Origin of the sequence: Micromonospora sp. CA-111912 (genome assembly GCF_050948415.1) — a bacterium.
Classification (GTDB): Bacteria; Actinomycetota; Actinomycetes; order Mycobacteriales; family Micromonosporaceae; genus Micromonospora.
Genome location: NZ_CP192007.1, coordinates 2572772 through 2587492 on the forward strand (window position 1 = coordinate 2572772; position 14721 = coordinate 2587492).

The 14721-nt window shown below is 72.1% G+C and carries 19 protein-coding genes; 13 read left to right on the forward strand and 6 right to left on the reverse strand.

All coding sequences use genetic code 11. From position 1 onward, the window contains the following. Positions 1 to 8 precede the first annotated feature (8 nt). Genes ACQPZO_RS10800 through ACQPZO_RS10810 form a run of 3 tightly spaced genes read left to right on the forward strand, consistent with a single transcriptional unit; the run spans position 9 to position 2961 of the window. Positions 9 to 1046, forward strand: a complete 1038-nt coding sequence (locus tag ACQPZO_RS10800; protein WP_433349342.1) for a peptidoglycan-binding protein — start codon at positions 9 to 11, stop codon at positions 1044 to 1046. Beyond that, on the forward strand, positions 1043 to 1735 hold the full coding sequence (locus ACQPZO_RS10805; RefSeq protein WP_433349344.1) for an ABC transporter ATP-binding protein: 693 nt from the start codon (positions 1043 to 1045) through the stop codon (positions 1733 to 1735). Before ACQPZO_RS10800 ends, ACQPZO_RS10805 begins: the two co-directional genes overlap by 4 nt. Further along, the gene (locus ACQPZO_RS10810; protein WP_433349346.1) at positions 1732 to 2961 is read left to right on the forward strand and encodes an ABC transporter permease; all 1230 of its coding nucleotides are present in this window, start codon (positions 1732 to 1734) and stop codon (positions 2959 to 2961) included. The genes ACQPZO_RS10805 and ACQPZO_RS10810 overlap by 4 nt, the downstream gene beginning before the upstream one ends. A 66-nt stretch (positions 2962 to 3027) precedes the next feature. Here the strand turns inward: ACQPZO_RS10810 and ACQPZO_RS10815 are convergent, their stop codons facing one another. The 3 genes from ACQPZO_RS10815 to ACQPZO_RS10825 all read right to left on the reverse strand — a co-directional run bounded on the left by ACQPZO_RS10815 (position 3028) and on the right by ACQPZO_RS10825 (position 5453). Then, complete coding sequence (locus ACQPZO_RS10815; protein ID WP_433349348.1) at positions 3028 to 3531, reverse strand: hypothetical protein; 504 nt, start codon at positions 3529 to 3531, stop codon at positions 3028 to 3030. Positions 3532 to 3605: 74 nt separating this feature from the next. Next, the gene (locus ACQPZO_RS10820; protein ID WP_433349350.1) at positions 3606 to 5237 is read right to left on the reverse strand and encodes a RecQ family ATP-dependent DNA helicase; all 1632 of its coding nucleotides are present in this window, start codon (positions 5235 to 5237) and stop codon (positions 3606 to 3608) included. A gap of 90 nt (positions 5238 to 5327) precedes the next feature. Then, complete coding sequence (locus ACQPZO_RS10825) at positions 5328 to 5453, reverse strand: hypothetical protein (protein WP_256371533.1); 126 nt, start codon at positions 5451 to 5453, stop codon at positions 5328 to 5330. A gap of 147 nt (positions 5454 to 5600) precedes the next feature. Between ACQPZO_RS10825 and ACQPZO_RS10830 the strand changes: the two genes are divergently transcribed. Beyond that, the gene (locus ACQPZO_RS10830; RefSeq protein ID WP_433349352.1) at positions 5601 to 7142 is read left to right on the forward strand and encodes a glycoside hydrolase family 3 protein; all 1542 of its coding nucleotides are present in this window, start codon (positions 5601 to 5603) and stop codon (positions 7140 to 7142) included. Positions 7143 to 7243: 101 nt separating this feature from the next. Here ACQPZO_RS10830 and ACQPZO_RS10835 read toward each other — a convergent pair whose 3' ends face one another. Then, positions 7244 to 7528 (reverse strand): GNAT family N-acetyltransferase, encoded by a 285-nt coding sequence (locus ACQPZO_RS10835; protein ID WP_433349354.1) that lies wholly within the window; start codon positions 7526 to 7528, stop codon positions 7244 to 7246. Positions 7529 to 7679: 151 nt separating this feature from the next. Here ACQPZO_RS10835 and ACQPZO_RS10840 point away from each other — a divergent pair, with 151 nt between their 5' ends. The 7 genes from ACQPZO_RS10840 (at position 7680) to ACQPZO_RS10870 (ending at position 11979) form a co-directional block, all read left to right on the forward strand. Further along, positions 7680 to 8045: a hypothetical protein gene (locus ACQPZO_RS10840; protein ID WP_433349356.1), complete on the forward strand. Its 366-nt coding sequence runs from the start codon at positions 7680 to 7682 to the stop codon at positions 8043 to 8045. Positions 8046 to 8105: 60 nt separating this feature from the next. Continuing rightward, positions 8106 to 8930 (forward strand): DUF1206 domain-containing protein, encoded by an 825-nt coding sequence (locus ACQPZO_RS10845; protein WP_433349358.1) that lies wholly within the window; start codon positions 8106 to 8108, stop codon positions 8928 to 8930. A gap of 80 nt (positions 8931 to 9010) precedes the next feature. Next, positions 9011 to 10231, forward strand: coding sequence for a mechanosensitive ion channel family protein (locus ACQPZO_RS10850; RefSeq protein WP_433349360.1), 1221 nt, complete (start codon positions 9011 to 9013; stop codon positions 10229 to 10231). A 213-nt stretch (positions 10232 to 10444) separates the two neighbouring features. Beyond that, complete coding sequence (locus tag ACQPZO_RS10855; protein ID WP_433349362.1) at positions 10445 to 10879, forward strand: phage holin family protein; 435 nt, start codon at positions 10445 to 10447, stop codon at positions 10877 to 10879. Further along, positions 10876 to 11214, forward strand: coding sequence for a DUF3618 domain-containing protein (locus ACQPZO_RS10860; RefSeq protein ID WP_387019003.1), 339 nt, complete (start codon positions 10876 to 10878; stop codon positions 11212 to 11214). The genes ACQPZO_RS10855 and ACQPZO_RS10860 overlap by 4 nt, the downstream gene beginning before the upstream one ends. Beyond that, positions 11211 to 11483, forward strand: a complete 273-nt coding sequence (locus ACQPZO_RS10865; RefSeq protein ID WP_161691336.1) for a DUF4235 domain-containing protein — start codon at positions 11211 to 11213, stop codon at positions 11481 to 11483. Before ACQPZO_RS10860 ends, ACQPZO_RS10865 begins: the two co-directional genes overlap by 4 nt. A gap of 292 nt (positions 11484 to 11775) precedes the next feature. Beyond that, positions 11776 to 11979 (forward strand): cold-shock protein, encoded by a 204-nt coding sequence (locus tag ACQPZO_RS10870; RefSeq protein ID WP_088962828.1) that lies wholly within the window; start codon positions 11776 to 11778, stop codon positions 11977 to 11979. Between the two features lie 126 nt (positions 11980 to 12105). On the opposite strand, the gene ACQPZO_RS10875 is transcribed toward ACQPZO_RS10870, so the two are convergent. Both ACQPZO_RS10875 and ACQPZO_RS10880 read right to left on the reverse strand, forming a co-directional pair. Beyond that, positions 12106 to 12300 carry a hypothetical protein gene (locus tag ACQPZO_RS10875; RefSeq protein ID WP_433349364.1) on the reverse strand — a complete coding sequence of 65 codons (195 nt, stop codon included), beginning with the start codon at positions 12298 to 12300 and terminating at the stop codon, positions 12106 to 12108. Positions 12301 to 12385: 85 nt separating this feature from the next. Beyond that, positions 12386 to 12598: a hypothetical protein gene (locus ACQPZO_RS10880; protein ID WP_433349365.1), complete on the reverse strand. Its 213-nt coding sequence runs from the start codon at positions 12596 to 12598 to the stop codon at positions 12386 to 12388. An 83-nt stretch (positions 12599 to 12681) separates the two neighbouring features. Between ACQPZO_RS10880 and ACQPZO_RS10885 the strand changes: the two genes are divergently transcribed. Both ACQPZO_RS10885 and ACQPZO_RS10890 read left to right on the forward strand, forming a co-directional pair. Continuing rightward, positions 12682 to 13476 (forward strand): trans-aconitate 2-methyltransferase, encoded by a 795-nt coding sequence (locus tag ACQPZO_RS10885; RefSeq protein WP_433349367.1) that lies wholly within the window; start codon positions 12682 to 12684, stop codon positions 13474 to 13476. Beyond that, positions 13473 to 14498 (forward strand): adenosine deaminase, encoded by a 1026-nt coding sequence (locus tag ACQPZO_RS10890; protein ID WP_433349369.1) that lies wholly within the window; start codon positions 13473 to 13475, stop codon positions 14496 to 14498. The genes ACQPZO_RS10885 and ACQPZO_RS10890 overlap by 4 nt, the downstream gene beginning before the upstream one ends. The last annotated feature ends 223 nt before the right edge of the window (positions 14499 to 14721 follow it).

A 14721-nucleotide genomic window follows, 5' to 3' on the forward strand; every position in this document is an offset into this window, starting at 1 on the left:
GGCGAGCAGTGCGAAGCCGTACCCGCGTCGCCGCCGCAGCCGTCGTCCTGGTGCTCGGTGCGGTGGCTGCCGCCTACGTATGGCAGCCCTGGCGCAGGGACGCCGCCGTACCGGGCCCGAAGGTGAACACCCAGCCGATCGTGCGAGAGGCACTGACGTCGAACACGATCCTGAATGCGCAGCTCAGCTACGGCGACCCGGACACTCTCATCGGTGGCGGCGGTGGCATCCTCACGGTGCTGCCGCCCCCCGGGAAGGTGGTCAAGGTTGGTCAACGCGTCTACGAGACGGACGGGCGGCCCGTCGTGCTCCTGAAAGGCGCCCGGCCATTCTGGCGCGAGCTCAGAACCGGAGTCACCCCGGGCGAGGACGTGCGCCAACTCGAACGGAATCTCGTCAAGCTGGGCTCCAGTGTGGGCCTCACCGTGGACGACACGTTCACCCGGTCCACCGCCCTGGCGATCAAACGCTGGCAGGACTCTCTCCGCGTGAAGCGCACCGGTGTGTTCGCCCCAGGCGATGCCGTCGTCACCCGGGCGAATGCGATCCGTGTCGAGACCATTCACGTGAAGCTCGGGGCATCCGCCAACGGCGACATCCTCGACTACACCGACACCACCGTCCACGCAGTCGCCAACCTCAGCATCGCGCAGGCCGGATCGTTGCTGCCCGGGAAACCGGTGACCGTGGTCCTGCCCGATGGGTCGACCATCGGCGCTCAGATCACCCAGATCCAGAAGAACCGCGGGTCCGACAAGGACGGAAAACGACTACCGGACCGTGCGGTCATCGAATTCGCCGACCAGTCCTCGGTCTCAAGGATCGGCCTCTCCGCGGTGCGGGTCACCATCCCCAGTGACACCGTCGACGGCGCCATCGTCGTACCGGTCACCGCGCTCCTCGCCCTGGCCGACGGCGGGTACGGCGTCGAAGTGCCCCGGAACGGTAAGCGGGTCCTCGTACCCGTGAAGGTGGGGCTGGTCGCCGATTCCCGGCTACAGATCACCGGGGACGTCAAGGAAGGGGAGGAGGTGGTGGCACCATGACCGAATTCGTCCTCTCCGTCGAGGAGGTGTCCAAGACGTATCCGACAGACCCGCCGACGCACGCAATCAGCGCAGCCAACCTGACGGTGCGTGCCGGAGAGTTGGTCGCGATCGTGGGACCGTCCGGGTCGGGCAAGTCCACTCTGCTCTCGATCATGGGCACCCTCGAGGACCCCACCAGCGGAACGGTGCGTCTGCGGGGCTACCCGGTCGCTCGGCTCGGCGATGCGCAGCGCGCGGCACTGCGGGCCCGACACATCGGTTTTGTCTTCCAACAGTTCCACCTCATCCCCACCCTCACGGCCGAGAAGAATGTCGCGACCGGGCTGCTCTACACCGGCGCCGGACACGCCGAACGCCTCCGTCAGGCCCGGGACGCTCTCGAAGCCGTCGGACTGGCCCACCGAACCCGGTACCGGCCCGGGCAGCTTTCCGGAGGTGAGAAGCAGCGCGTCGCGATTGCCCGCGCACTCGTCAAGCGGCCGAGCATCGTGTTCGCCGACGAACCCACCGGTGCCCTCGACACGGCCACCGGGGAGAACATCATCCGTCACCTCAGTGAGATTGCCGGCTCCGGAACGGCGGTCATCGTCATCACCCACGACCACGCCATTGCCGACACGATGCCGCGCCGTGTCCGACTGCGCGACGGCCGCATCACCACCGATACCGGGGCGCCCACCGCATGAGCATCGCTGACCTTCATCCGATCCGGATCCGCATCCGCGACCTGCTCGACGACGCCACCGCCGGAACCTGGGCAAGGCCGCTGCGCACCGTCCTGTCGTCCATCGGGATTGCGATCGGCATCGCCGCACTCGTCGCCATCACCGGCGTCGCCGGCTCCAACAAGGCCCAGTATCTGAACGAACTCGATGGCATGGGCGCCAACCTGCTCACCGTCGAGCCCGGGAGGGACACGGACGACAAGACCGTACCGCTGCCCGCCACGGCGCTGGAGATGATCGAACGCATCGGCCCCGTCACGAATGCCGCCGCGGTATATGCCGTACCCGAGACGGTGCGCGCCTATCGCACCGATCGCGTCCCGATCAACCAGACCAGGGGGCTGCTCGTCCAGGCCGCGGGCCCCGGTCTTCCGGCAGCGATCGACGCCGACCTGGCCTGGGGGCAGTGGTTCAGCAACGCCAGCCGCATCCTCCCGACCGTCGTGCTCGGATCACAAGCCGCCACGACGCTCGGCATCGCCCACCCCGGACAGCGCATCTGGGTCGCCGACCAATGGCACTCTGTCATCGGTGTTCTGCGCCCGGTCGTCCTCGCAGACGGTATCGACCACGCTGTCTTCCTCGGCGATGACTGGGCCGAAGACGTCATCTGGCCACAATTCACCGACACGACCGGCGCTACACCGGGCAGCATCGCCATGATCTACGTCAACACCCACCCCGGCACCGCCGCTCAGGTGCGTCCCGTACTCGCCGGTACCGCTAATCCCGCCGCACCCCAGTACGTCGGAGTGTCCCAGCTCTCCGACTATGCCGACATGCGCGAACTTGCCGACACCAGCCTCAGCAACCTCGCCACGGCCCTTGCCGCAATCGCACTCCTGATCGGTGGGGTCGGCATCGCCAACACCATGATCGTCGCCGTCATCGAACGTCGCGGCGAAATCGGACTCCGGCTCGCCCTCGGAGCGCGACGCACACATATCGCCGCTCAGTTCATCTTCGAAGCGCTTACCCTCGCCGCCATCGGCGCGACCATCGGCATCAGCACCGGCATCCTGGTCACCATCGGCTATGCCGCAGTCAACGCGCAAGCCGCAGCTCTTCCCATCATCGCGATCGTCGCCGCACCCGCACTCGCTCTCACTGTCGGGATCGTCGCCGGGGCCTACCCCGCCTGGCGAGCCACCCGGCTGGCACCCAACGAAGCACTCCGCACAGCCTGACGGGGCGGCAAGCGGGCTCAGTCCGGCCGCCCCCGGTGCGGGGACGGCCGGCGTGACGCCCCGGGATCAGTCGTTGAGAACCTGGGAGAGCCGGTCGCGGAACCGCCGCTCGGAGTCGCTCACCTGGTCGCCGCCGAGGCCGAGGATGCCGCCGCTGGACGCCGCGCCCACCACGTGCTCGGTGATCTTCATAAGCCAGTGCTTGTAGGCGCCAGCCTCGCCCTCGTCGACCTTGGTGGCCAGCAGCCGGGCCGCCGAGGCCGCCCGGTTCAGCACGTCCTCGATCATCGCCCGCGGGTCGGCCGGCACGATCACCGGCAGCTCCTCGCCGGCCTCCGGGTCGCCCACCCGGGACACGATCTCGCCGGCCACGGCGGCGACCAGGGGACTGGCCGACTCCCGGCCGGCGGCGATGGTCTCCAGGCCCGCGGCGTTCTCGGCCATGGTGCGACGGGCGCTGTCGTGCTCGGCGACGCTCGCCGCGGCGAGAACCGCCTGCGGCAGGCCGGCCAGCAGCCCCCACTCCTCGTCGGAGAAACCGAACCCGGTGTACGCCGGCTGCTCGATCACGTCCACGCTCCTCTCATCCTGGTCTCACTCGGCTCGACTGCCACCGCACCCCGGTCGCCGGGGCCCGGCTCAGGCTAGTCGAGGGTCAACAGCCCTTGTTCGGACACCACGCGCACCGACAGCGTCTTGTAGCCGACCTCTTCGAAGAGCACCGTCATCCGGTCGTCCTCGTAACTGAGCACCATGCCCGGCCCCCACTCCGGGTGCCGCACCTGGCTGTGCACCGGGAACGGCCCGCTGGCACCGTCGTCGGCGACGCTCGTGCCGGCCAGGCAGTTGTCGCAGTGCCCGCACACCTTCGTCATCTGCTCGCCGAAGTACGCCAGTAGCGTCTGCCCCCGACAGCCGGTGGTCTCGGCGAAGGCCCGCATCATGTCGGTCCGGGACCGGGTCACGGTCTGCTGGCGTTCCGCCTCGGCCCGCGCGGCCTCGCCGGCCTCGGCCGGCGCGGGGGAGTACCGGGGCGCGCCGATCCGCTGCTTCGACCGCGGCTCGGCGGCGCCGATCTGCTCCAGCAGGGCGAGGTACTGCCCGAGCTTGCGCGGCCCCAGGCCGGTCAGCTCCCGCAGCTCCTTCTTCGTGGCCGGCTTCTTGCGCAGCAGGGCGGCCAGGTCGCGCAGCTCGGTGGCGTCCGGCAGGCCGCCGGAGAAGAAGCGTTGCAGGCCGACGTCCTCGGCCTGCCAGAGCAGCAGCACCCGGGCCGGCTCACCGTCACGTCCGGCCCGGCCGATCTCCTGGAAGTAGCTGTCCGGCGAGTCGGGCAGGGCCATGTGCACCACCCAGGCGATGTTGGGCTTGTCGATGCCCATGCCGAACGCGGAGGTGGCCACCATGATCGGCACCTGGTCGGCGAGGAACGCCCTGTGCAGCTCGCCGCGCGCCCCGGCGGGCATGCCGCCGTGGTAGTACTGCGTCGGGTAGCCGGCGTCCGTGAGCCGGCCGGCCAGCTCCTCGGCCGCGCGCCGGGTCGGCACGTAGATGATCCCGGGCCGCCTGTCCTCGCTCAGCAGCGCGATCAGCCGCCGCCACCGGTAGTCCTCGGTGGGGCAGTGCCCCACCTCGAGGAAGAGGTTCGGCCGGTCCAGCCCGGATACCACCACCTCGGCGTCGCGCAGCCGCAGCCGGGCGATGATGTCGTCGCGGACCGGCGGCGAGGCGGTGGCGGTCAGCGCGACCACCGGCGGCCGGCCGATGCCGTCGATGAGGTGGCCCAGCGCCAGGTAGTCGGGGCGGAAGTCGTGCCCCCACGCCGAGATGCAGTGCGCCTCGTCGATCGCCACGAGCGCCGGCTTGAGTGACTTCACCTCCGCCATCCGGTCCGGGTTGGCGAGCTGCTCCGGGGTGATGAACAGGAACTCCGCCCGGCCCTCGCGGATCTCGGCGATCGCCTCCGCCTGCTGGGCGGCGGTCTCGTCGGAGCTGATCCGCACCGCCCGTAGCTCCGGTCGCTGGCGCTCGTTGAGCGCCGCGATCTGGTCCTGCTGGAGGGCGAGCAGTGGGGAGATCACCACGGTCGGGCCGGGGATCAGACTGGCCGGGATCTGGTAGATCGCCGACTTGCCGGCACCGGTGGGCAGCACCACCAGGGCGTCGCGTCGCTTCATCACCGCGCGCATGGCGGCGAGCTGGTTGGGCCGCAGGGCGGTCCAACCGAACAGGCTGCGCGCCGCGCGGCGCAGCGTCATCGAGTGCGTTGACAGTTTCATCGAGGGCCGGAGGTACCCGACGCGATCAGCGGCGAAACCCCACGGCAGGAGCGTGTCGGCCCGTAGGGCTACGACCGGCGACCGCGGGGGTCAGCGTCGGCGGAACATCGCCCGGATGGCGGCGAGCAGGAGCAGGCCGCCGACGACCAGGCCGAGCAGCCGAACACCGGGTACGTCGGCCGCGCTGGTCGCGTCGGCGAGGGGCGGCAGTGGCATGTGGGAACTCTCCCACGTGGGGCAGCTCCGCGCCACGGATTAACAGTAAGGTTTATTGACTATTAGTGGTGCCCGGTGTGACCATGGCAAGCACCGCCGCAGCCCGCGGCCGGGTCCGAACGGGAAAGACGGGGGTACGGCAGCCGCATGAGCAGCACACCGACGGGAAAATTGGCGAGCCTGGCGGCCGCTGTCCTGCAACCGGGATTCGTCGGCACCACCCCACCGCCCTGGGTCTGCCGGTGGCTCGGCGAAGGGCTCGGCTCGGTGGTCCTCTTCGCCCGCAACATCGTCGACCTCGACCAGGTCGCCGCGCTCACCGCGGCACTGCGCGCGGAGCGGCCCGACGTGGTGGTCGGCATCGACGAGGAGGCCGGCGACGTCACCCGGATCGAGTCCGGACGAGGCAGCTCCCGCCCCGGCAACTTCGCCCTCGGCGCGGTCGACGACCCGGAGCTGACCCACGAGGTGGCCCGCGACCTCGGCCGCGAGCTGGCCTCGGTCGGCGTCACCCTCAACTACGCCCCGGACGCCGACGTCAACTCCAACCCGGCCAACCCGGTCATCGGGGTCCGTGCCTTCGGGGCCGATCCGGCCCTGGTCGCCCGGCACACCTCCGCCTGGATCCGGGGGTTGCAGTCCAGCGGGGTGGCGGCCTGCGCCAAGCACTTCCCCGGCCACGGCGACACCCGCGTCGACTCGCACCACGACCTGCCCCGCATCGGCGGCACCCGGCAACAGCTCGACGCCGCCGAGCTGGTCCCGTTCCGGGCCGCCGTGGCGGCCGGGGTGCGGGCGGTGATGACCGGCCACCTGCTCGTCCCGGCGCTGGACCCGGAACTGCCGGCCACGCTCAGCCCGCGCATCCTCACCGGCCTGCTCCGCGACGAGCTCGGCTTCACCGGCGTGGTGGTCACCGACGCGGTGGAGATGCGCGCGGTCGCCGACCGGTACGGCTTCGCCGGGTCGGCCGTGCGTGCCCTTGCCGCCGGCGCGGACGCGATCTGCGTCGGCGGGGAGCGGGCCGACGAGGAAGCCGCCCGCGAGCTGCGCGACGGGATCGTCGCTGCCGTCGTGGCCGGTGAGCTGCCCGAGGAGCGGCTGGCCGAGGCGGCCCAGCGGGTCGGCCAGCTGGCGAGCTGGACGACGACGGCCCAGGCCGCCGGTCCGGCCCGCTCCGGCGTCGTGATCGGCGGCTCCCTGGTCGGGCTGGCCGCCGCCCGCCGGGCGGTCCGGGTGACCGCGCGCACCGGCGCCGAGGGGGCGCTGCCCCTGGTCACCGCCCCGCACGTGGTCGAGTTCGAGCCGCCGCGCAACATCGCGATCGGCCAGGAGACCCCGTGGGGGATCGCCGCCCCCCTCGCCGGCCTGCTCACCGGCACCACCTCGGTACGCCTCGGCGAGGCCGACCTGCCCGCCGACCCGACCGCCGGGGCGGCCGGCCGGCCGCTCGTGCTGGTCGTCCGTGACCTGCACCGGCACGACTGGATGCGGGCCGCCGTGCGGCGGGCCATCGCCGCCCGCCCCGACGCGGTGGTGGTCGAACTGGGCGTCCCCGCGCTGGTCGCCGGGGCGGTGCACGTGGCCACCCACGGCGCTACCCGGGCCGCCGCCCGCGCCGCCGCCGAGCTGCTCGCCGGCACCCTCGCCGCGCCGCTGGCCGGCCTCGGGAAGCCCATCGCCGGTTGACGGCCGGTCGCCGGCTGACGGCCCGTCGCCCGGCGGCCCGTCGCCCGGCGGCCCCATGGCTCGACGCGGCGGGGGCGGGCCGGTCGGGCGCGCCCGCCTGCTCAGGCGGAGATGACCAGGTCCGCGTACTCCGGGTGGCGCTCGATGAACGCGGCCATGAACGGGCACCTGGGCGACACCCGGCCGCCGCGCTCGCGGACCTGGTCCAGGGTGGCCCGCATCAGCGCGGATCCGACCCCCTTGTTCTGGAACCCGGGGTCGACCTCGGTGTGGGTGAAGACCAGCACCTCGCCCCGGGGCAGGTACGCGGTGAACCCGGCGAGCGCGTCGTCGACCAGGATCTCGAAGCGGCGGCGGGCGGGGTTGTCCTCGACCAGGATGCTCACCCGGCCATTCTGCCCCGGGCCCGGGGCAGCTGGTCCCGTTCGGCCAGCAACCGGTCCACCTTCGTCGGTCGGCAACCGGGGTGCGAAGGCGTTGATCAGGGGCGATTGCGTGCCGGGCGGGCGTTCGCGCGGATCTCGTACCCTTGATCGGGTGACGAACCGACCCGGTACCCCCCCGTTCACCCCCGCCCGCCGGGCCGTCGGCCTGCTGGCCGGCCTGGCGCTCGGCGTCGCCCTGCTCGCCGGCTGCAGCAGCGAGGGCGCCTCCACCGACTGCGGCCTGGACGCCTGCACGGTCACCTTCGACCGTGGCGTCGAGGCCAGCGCCACCATCCTCGGCGTCGAGGCCAAACTGGTCGGCGCCCAGGGCGACCAGGTGACCGTCGAGGTCGCCGGCGAACAGCTGTCGCTGACCGTCGGCCAGCAGGCCACCGAGGTCGGCGGCTTCGCTGTCACGCTGGACAGCGTCACCGACCAGGAGGTCAAGATCCGCGTCTCGCGTAATCCCGGCAGCTAGCAACGCCGCGGCGGTGGTGGCCGACGTTTGGGAATCTCCGCAATCGGAGATTGTGGCGCCATGTCACTTACCCGGAACGCCGAAGCCACCGCCTCGCAGGCCGCGAACAGCCGGTGGCTCGAACTACTCGCCCGGGCCGGCTTCATCGGCTACGGCGTCGTGCACCTGCTGATCGCCTGGCTCGCCCTGCAGATTGCCTTCGGCAGCTCGGGCGGCAAGAGCGGCGACCAGTCCGGTGCGCTGAGCACCCTGGCCGAGAAGCCGATGGGTAAGTTCCTCTGCGTCGCCATCGCCGTCGGCATGCTCGCCATGGCGATCTGGCAGGCGCTGGAGGCGGCCGTCGGCCACCAGGCCGAGCGCGGCAAGGAGCAGCTCTTCGAGCGGATCGCCTCCGTCGCCCGCACCCTGGTCTACCTCTACTTCGCCTGGACCGCCTGGAAGGTCTTCTCGAACGCCGGCTCCAGCAACGCCGACCAGTCGGAGGCGTTGACCGGCAAGCTGATGACCTCCACCGGCGGCCGCTGGCTGGTCGGCCTGGCCGGCCTGGTGCTCGCCGCCATCGGCATCGGCCTGGTGATCTACGGGTGGAAGGAAAAGTTCGAGAAGCGCCTGAAGACCGGCGAGATGAACGCCCACACCCGCACCCTGGCCCGCCGGCTCGGCATGGCCGGCTACATCGCCAAGGGCGTCGCGTACGGCATCGCCGGCCTGCTGGTCGTGGTGGCCGCCGTCAACTACGACCCGGAGAAGGCTCGCGGCCTCGACGCCGCGCTGCGCACGCTGCGCGACCAGTCCTACGGCCCGGTGCTGCTCGTCCTGGTCGCCCTCGGCATCGCCTGCTACGGCGTCTACTGCTTCCTCCAGTCCCGGTACCGCAAGGTCTGACCTGGTCGGATCGGGAAACAGCGGGCACCATTGGGCCTTTGCCCGGATCCAGGGTGCCCGCTGGAGGGAGAAAGATACCTGTGCAGAGCTACCTCACGACGGTCGTCGCCGCGCTGGCCGCGGCGGCGATCGCCCTTTTCCTGGTCGAGGTGGTGCACCGCGCGACCCGGCGATTCGGCCGGCGCTCGCTGCTGATGACCGAGCTGACCGATCACACGCACCGCTCGCTCCAGGTCGCCGCGACCGTCCTCGCCGGGCAGTCCGCCGTCCGGCTCTCCACCGGCTACGCCGTCGGCACGCAGTGGCGGCAGGTGGTGCTGCACATGCTGGTGCTCGCCGTCATCGCCGCCGGGGCCTGGCTGGTCGCCTCGCTGCTGGTGGCGTTCGAGGACGTGGCGCTGGCCCGGTTCCGGGTCGACGTGCCGAACAACCGGCACGCCCGCCGGGTGCGTACCCAGGTGGTGATGCTGCGCCGGCTGACCATCGCGGTGATCGTGATCCTGACCGTCGGCGTGATGCTGATGACCTTCCCCAGCGTCCGGGGCATCGGGGCCGGCGTGCTGACCTCCGCCGGCGTGGTCGGCGTGGTCGCCGCGTTGGCCGCGCAGAGCCTGCTCGGCAACGTCTTCGCCGGGCTCCAGCTCGCCTTCAGCGACGCGGTACGCCTGGACGACGTGGTGGTGGTCGAGGGGGAGTGGGGCCGGATCGAGGAGCTGACCCTCAGCTACGTGGTCGTGCAGATCTGGGACGACCGCCGGCTGATCCTGCCCACCTCGTACTTCACCAGCAAGCCCTTCCAGAACTGGACCCGGACCGAGGCGGCGGTGCTGGGCACCGCCGAGTTCGACGTCGACTGGTCGGTCAACGTGCAGGCGATGCGCGAGGAACTGCGCCGGCTGGCGGAGAGCAGCGACCTGTGGGACGGCCGGGTGTGCGTACTCCAGGTGACCGACGCCACCGGTGGCCTGGTCAAGGTCCGTGCCCTGGTCAGCGCGGCGGACGCCGGCAGTCTGTGGGACCTGCGCTGCCTGGTGCGCGAGCACCTGGTCGGCTGGGTCCGCGACCACCGCCCGACCGCCCTGCCCCGGATGCGCGCCGAGGTCGGCGACTCCTCCGGCGCCCTGCCCTGGCAGTCGGTGCAGCCCCGGCGCCCGGTCCGCCGGCCGGCCGACACCGACGTCCCCGACGACGCCCGGGTCTTCGGCGGCAGCGACGACGGCGCGGCCCGCAGCGAAGCCTTTGTCGGCCCCGACGACACCCCCGCCCCAACCCTCACCCCGACCCCCACCCACACCCGCTGAATGCGGTGATCAAGAGGTTTGCGTTGGCTCGGACCGCAGATCCCGACGCAGACCTCTTGATCACCGTGGGCGGGCGTGGGCCGGCGGGTTTGGGTTTGGGGCGGCGGGTTTTGGGGACTGGTGCGCGGGGTGGTCGGTTACTGGCTGCACCGCGCAGGATTGACGGGCGGCGGCTCCGGGCATACAGCGCGGTGATGATGAAAGGAGGACAGCATGGCTGACGTCGCGAATCACCGCACGTCTCGGACCGGGAGCGAGCCGTCCACCGCGGAACTGGTGCAGCGGGCCACGGAGCAGGTTTCGCGCCTTGTCCGGGACGAGCTCGCGCTGGCCCGGGCGGAACTGACGCAGAAGGGCAAGCACGCCGGCATCGGGATCGGCCTGTTCGGCGGCGGCGGGGCACTGGCGCTCTACGGGCTCGGCGCACTGATCGCCGCCGTGATTTTGCTACTGGCGCTGGTCATGCCCGCGTGGCTGGGCGCGCTGATCGTGGCGGTGGTGCTCTTCCTGCTGGCCGGGATCCTCGCACTGGTCGGCAAGAAGCAGGTCAGCCAGGCGGTTCCGCCGGTTCCGGCGGCGACGGTACGCAGCGTCCGGGCGGACGTGGACACCGTGACCGCCGCGGTGCGGGACAGGGGACGGGCATGACGGGCAATGGGGCCGGCGACACCGAGGGGCTCCGCGAGGAGATCCGGCGGACCAGGGTGGAGCTGGGCGAGACGATGGAGGCGCTGGCCGCCAAGGCCGACGTCAAGGCCCGCCTGAGGTCCTCCGCCGAGCAGGCGAAGGGCCGGATGCGGGAGCAGGCCGCGCAGACGGTGGCCCGGGTGCGGGAGCAGGCGGCGCAGGGCGCCGGAGTGGCCCGGGAGGGGGCGTCCACCGCCGGTGCGGGGCTGCGCGGCCCGGTGCCGTGGGCGGCCGTCGCCGCCGGCGCGGTGGCTACGATGATCGTGTTGTTGATCGTTCGGGGGAGGAACAGGTGAGCAGGGGCATCGGCAAGGCCGCGTACAAGCCGGTGGGGGTGCTGCTCGGCGTGGCCGCCGGCACGGTCGCGGGCGCGATCTTCCGGCAGGTCTGGAAGGCGACCGCAGGCGACGGCGAGGCCCCGAGCGCCACCGACGAGGACCGTGGCTGGGGCGAGATCCTGGCCGCCGCCGCCCTCCAGGGCGCGATCTTCGCGGTGGTCCGGGCCGCCGTGGACCGGGGCGGGGCGGCCGGCGTGCGCCGGCTGACCGGCCGCTGGCCCGACTGACCCGCCAGCACCATGGAAAAGGGCCCTTTCCGGTACGCGGGAAAGGGCCCTTTCGCTCGGGGCGCGACCCGTCCGGGCCGGAATTCGGGCGTCCTTCGGGTCACCTCTCTGAGGATCTCTTCGGGTACGCTGTGCGAAGTTTTCGTTACGTGGATCGCTGTCCCACGCTGTTGCGAGAAGGCGTGGGTTGAGAAAAGTCTCCTGCACAGGAGGCCGCCTCAGGCGCCGCTGCTCGAAAACGGCCAATCGGCCGCACGGCGTGCTCGGCCGCCAGTTTTAGAAGGAGATTCACATGGCGCAGGGAACCGTGAAGTGGTTCAACGCAGACAAGGGCTTCGGCTTCATCACCGTCGACGGCGGGGGTGCTGACGTCTTCGTCCACTTCTCGGCCATCCAGTCCAGCGGCTACCGTTCGCTGGAGGAGAACCAGCGGGTGGAGTTCGAGATCGCCCAGGGTCAGAAGGGCCCGCAGGCTGAGCAGGTCCGCCCGATCTGAGCAGCCGTGGCCGGCGTGCCGGCCGAGGCCGGGTGATCCGCTCCGGATCACAGTGGAACCCCGCGTCCTGTCCGGGATGCGGGGTTTTCCGTTGCCCCGGGACCCATGCCCTCGGTGGGGGAGCGGTCAGGGCCGGCGGCGGCTGCGCAGGCCGCGCCAGATCGTCACGAGTCCGATCAGGACCAGCAGCGGGCCGATCAGCGCCCAGATCCGCCGGTCGGTCATGACGCTGCCGCCGACGTAGCCGAGGCCCTGCACCGTCCAGACGGCACCCACGACCATGGCGAGCAGGCCGAGGGTGAGCGGAAGCCACCCCTTCATCGCATTCCTCCTTTGCCGGCCGGCCGGGCCCGTCCAGCATGCGCGTCGTCGCCGAGGTGGGCGAGCACCGTCGGCCCCGGGCGGGTCACCACCGGTCGTGCACCTGCGGCCGGACCAGCTCGTCGTAGGTGTTCCGCACGACGGCCAGCTCCTCGGTGGACAGCGGCGGCAGGCCGGCGGTGGCGGCGGCCAGCGCGTCGGCCTCGTCGACCCGACCCCAGTCCGCGCCGAGCTGCCAGGTGCCGAGGCCGACCACGCCGACGGACCGCCCGAGCCGGGGGAGGGTGCGCTGCTGCATGCCCCGAGCCTAGTGATCGGCTTGCCCGGTCGTGCGGCGGGCCGTACGGTTCAACAAGACGAACGTACGGTTTGGGAGGCGACATGTGGGACCCGGCGACGTACCTGCGCTACGACGACGAGCGGGGGCGGCCCTTCCACGACCTGGTCGCCCGGGTCCCGGCCGGGCGGCCCCGCGCCGTCGTCGACCTCGGCTGCGGTCCCGGCACGCTCACCGCCACCCTGGCCGCCCGCTGGCCGGGTGCCCGGATCGCCGGCCTCGACTCGTCGGCGGAGATGATCGACCGGGCCGCCGCCCTGGGCGCACCGGTCGACTTCGCGGTCGGCGACGTGCGCGACTGGCGCCCCGCCCCCGACGTCGACGTGGTGGTCAGCAACGCGGTGCTCCAGTGGGTGCCGGGGCACCGGGAACTGCTGACCCGCTGGGCCGGCGAGCTGCCCGCCGGGGCCTGGCTCGCCGTGCAGGTGCCGGGAAACTTCGAGGCGCCGTCGCACCGGGCGCTGCGGGAGGTGGCCGGGGCGGGGCCGTGGGCCGCCGAGCTGACCCCGCTGCTGCGCGAGGCCCCGGTAGACGAGCCGGTCGGCTACGCCAGGCTGCTGACCGACGCTGGCTGCGCGGTCGACGCCTGGGAGACCACCTACGTGCATCAGCTCCCGGCCCCGGCGCACGCCGAGCACCCGGTGCTGACCTGGATGGAAGGCACCGCGCTGCGCCCGATCCGGGCGGCGCTCGACGACGCGGGGTGGACCGACTTCCGCGCCGAGCTGGGGGCGCACCTCGTGGCGGCCTACCCGGCCCGGCGGAATCTGGTGTACTTCCCCTTCCGCCGGCTCTTCGTCGTCGCCCGGACCGACGCCAGCGCAAGGGAGAAATCGTGATCGATCTGTCCACCTTCATCGCCGGACTGCCCAAGGTGGAGCTGCACGTGCACCACGTCGGCTCGGCGTCGCCGCGGATCGTGGCCGAGCTGGCCGCCCGGCACGCCGGACGCAGCCCGGTACCGGCTGACCCGGACGCCCTCGCCGACTACTTCGCCTTCCGGGACTTCGCCCACTTCATCGAGGTCTACCTCAGCGTCGTGGACCTGATCCGTGACCCCGAGGACGTCTGGATCCTCACCCACGAGGTCGCCCGCGAGCTGGCCCGCCAGCAGGTCAGGTACGCCGAGCTGACCGTCACCCCCTACTCGCACGTGCGCCGGGGCATCCCCGCGCCCGCGTTCTGTGAGGCGATCGAGGACGCCCGGAAGCGGGCCGAGGCCGACTTCGGTATCGCGCTGCGCTGGTGCTTCGACATCCCGGGCGAGGCGGGGCTGCCGGCCGCCGAGGAGACCCTGCGGATCTGTCTGGAGGAAAGCCCCGACGGGCTGATCAGCTTCGGCCTGGGTGGCCCCGAGATCGGGGTGCCCCGACCGCAGTTCAAGCCGTACTTCGACCGGGCCCGGGCGGCCGGGCTGCACTCGGTGCCGCACGCCGGGGAGACCACCGGCCCGCAGACTGTCTGGGACGCGCTGCGCGACCTCGGCGCGGAGCGGATCGGCCACGGCATCTCCGCCGCCGAGGATCCGGACCTGCTCGCCCACCTCGCGGAGCGGCGGATCGCCCTGGAGGTCTGCCCGACCTCCAACCTGCGCACCCGGGCGGTCGCCTCCCTCGACGAGCACCCGCTGCCCCGACTCGTCGAGGCGGGTGTGCTGGTCACCATCAACTCCGACGACCCGCCGATGTTCGGCACCACCCTCGACGACGAGTACGCGGTGGCCGCCCGGCTGCTCGGGCTCGGTCCCGAGGGAGTGGCCGCGCTGGCCACCGACGCGGTGACCGCCGCGTTCCTCGAGCCGGGGGAGAAGTCGCGGCTCACCGCCGAGATCGACGGCTACCTGGCGGCGGCGACCCGCTGACCTGCCGGGGCCGCCGCCTGGCGGTCGGTGCCCGGGTCGCGGGGCCGGCGCGCGCGGCGGGAGTCGGTTGTGGGGGGACCGGACTCCCGCCGCGTGCACGGACTCCACCGGCCAGGGGGTGGATCCGGGGGCGGCCGGTGGAACTGGTGGGTTCGCTCCCCGATCCTGTCAGGTCGCGCCCGGCCCGTCGGTGCCGTTAATCCGAATCTAAGAAAGACTTGTG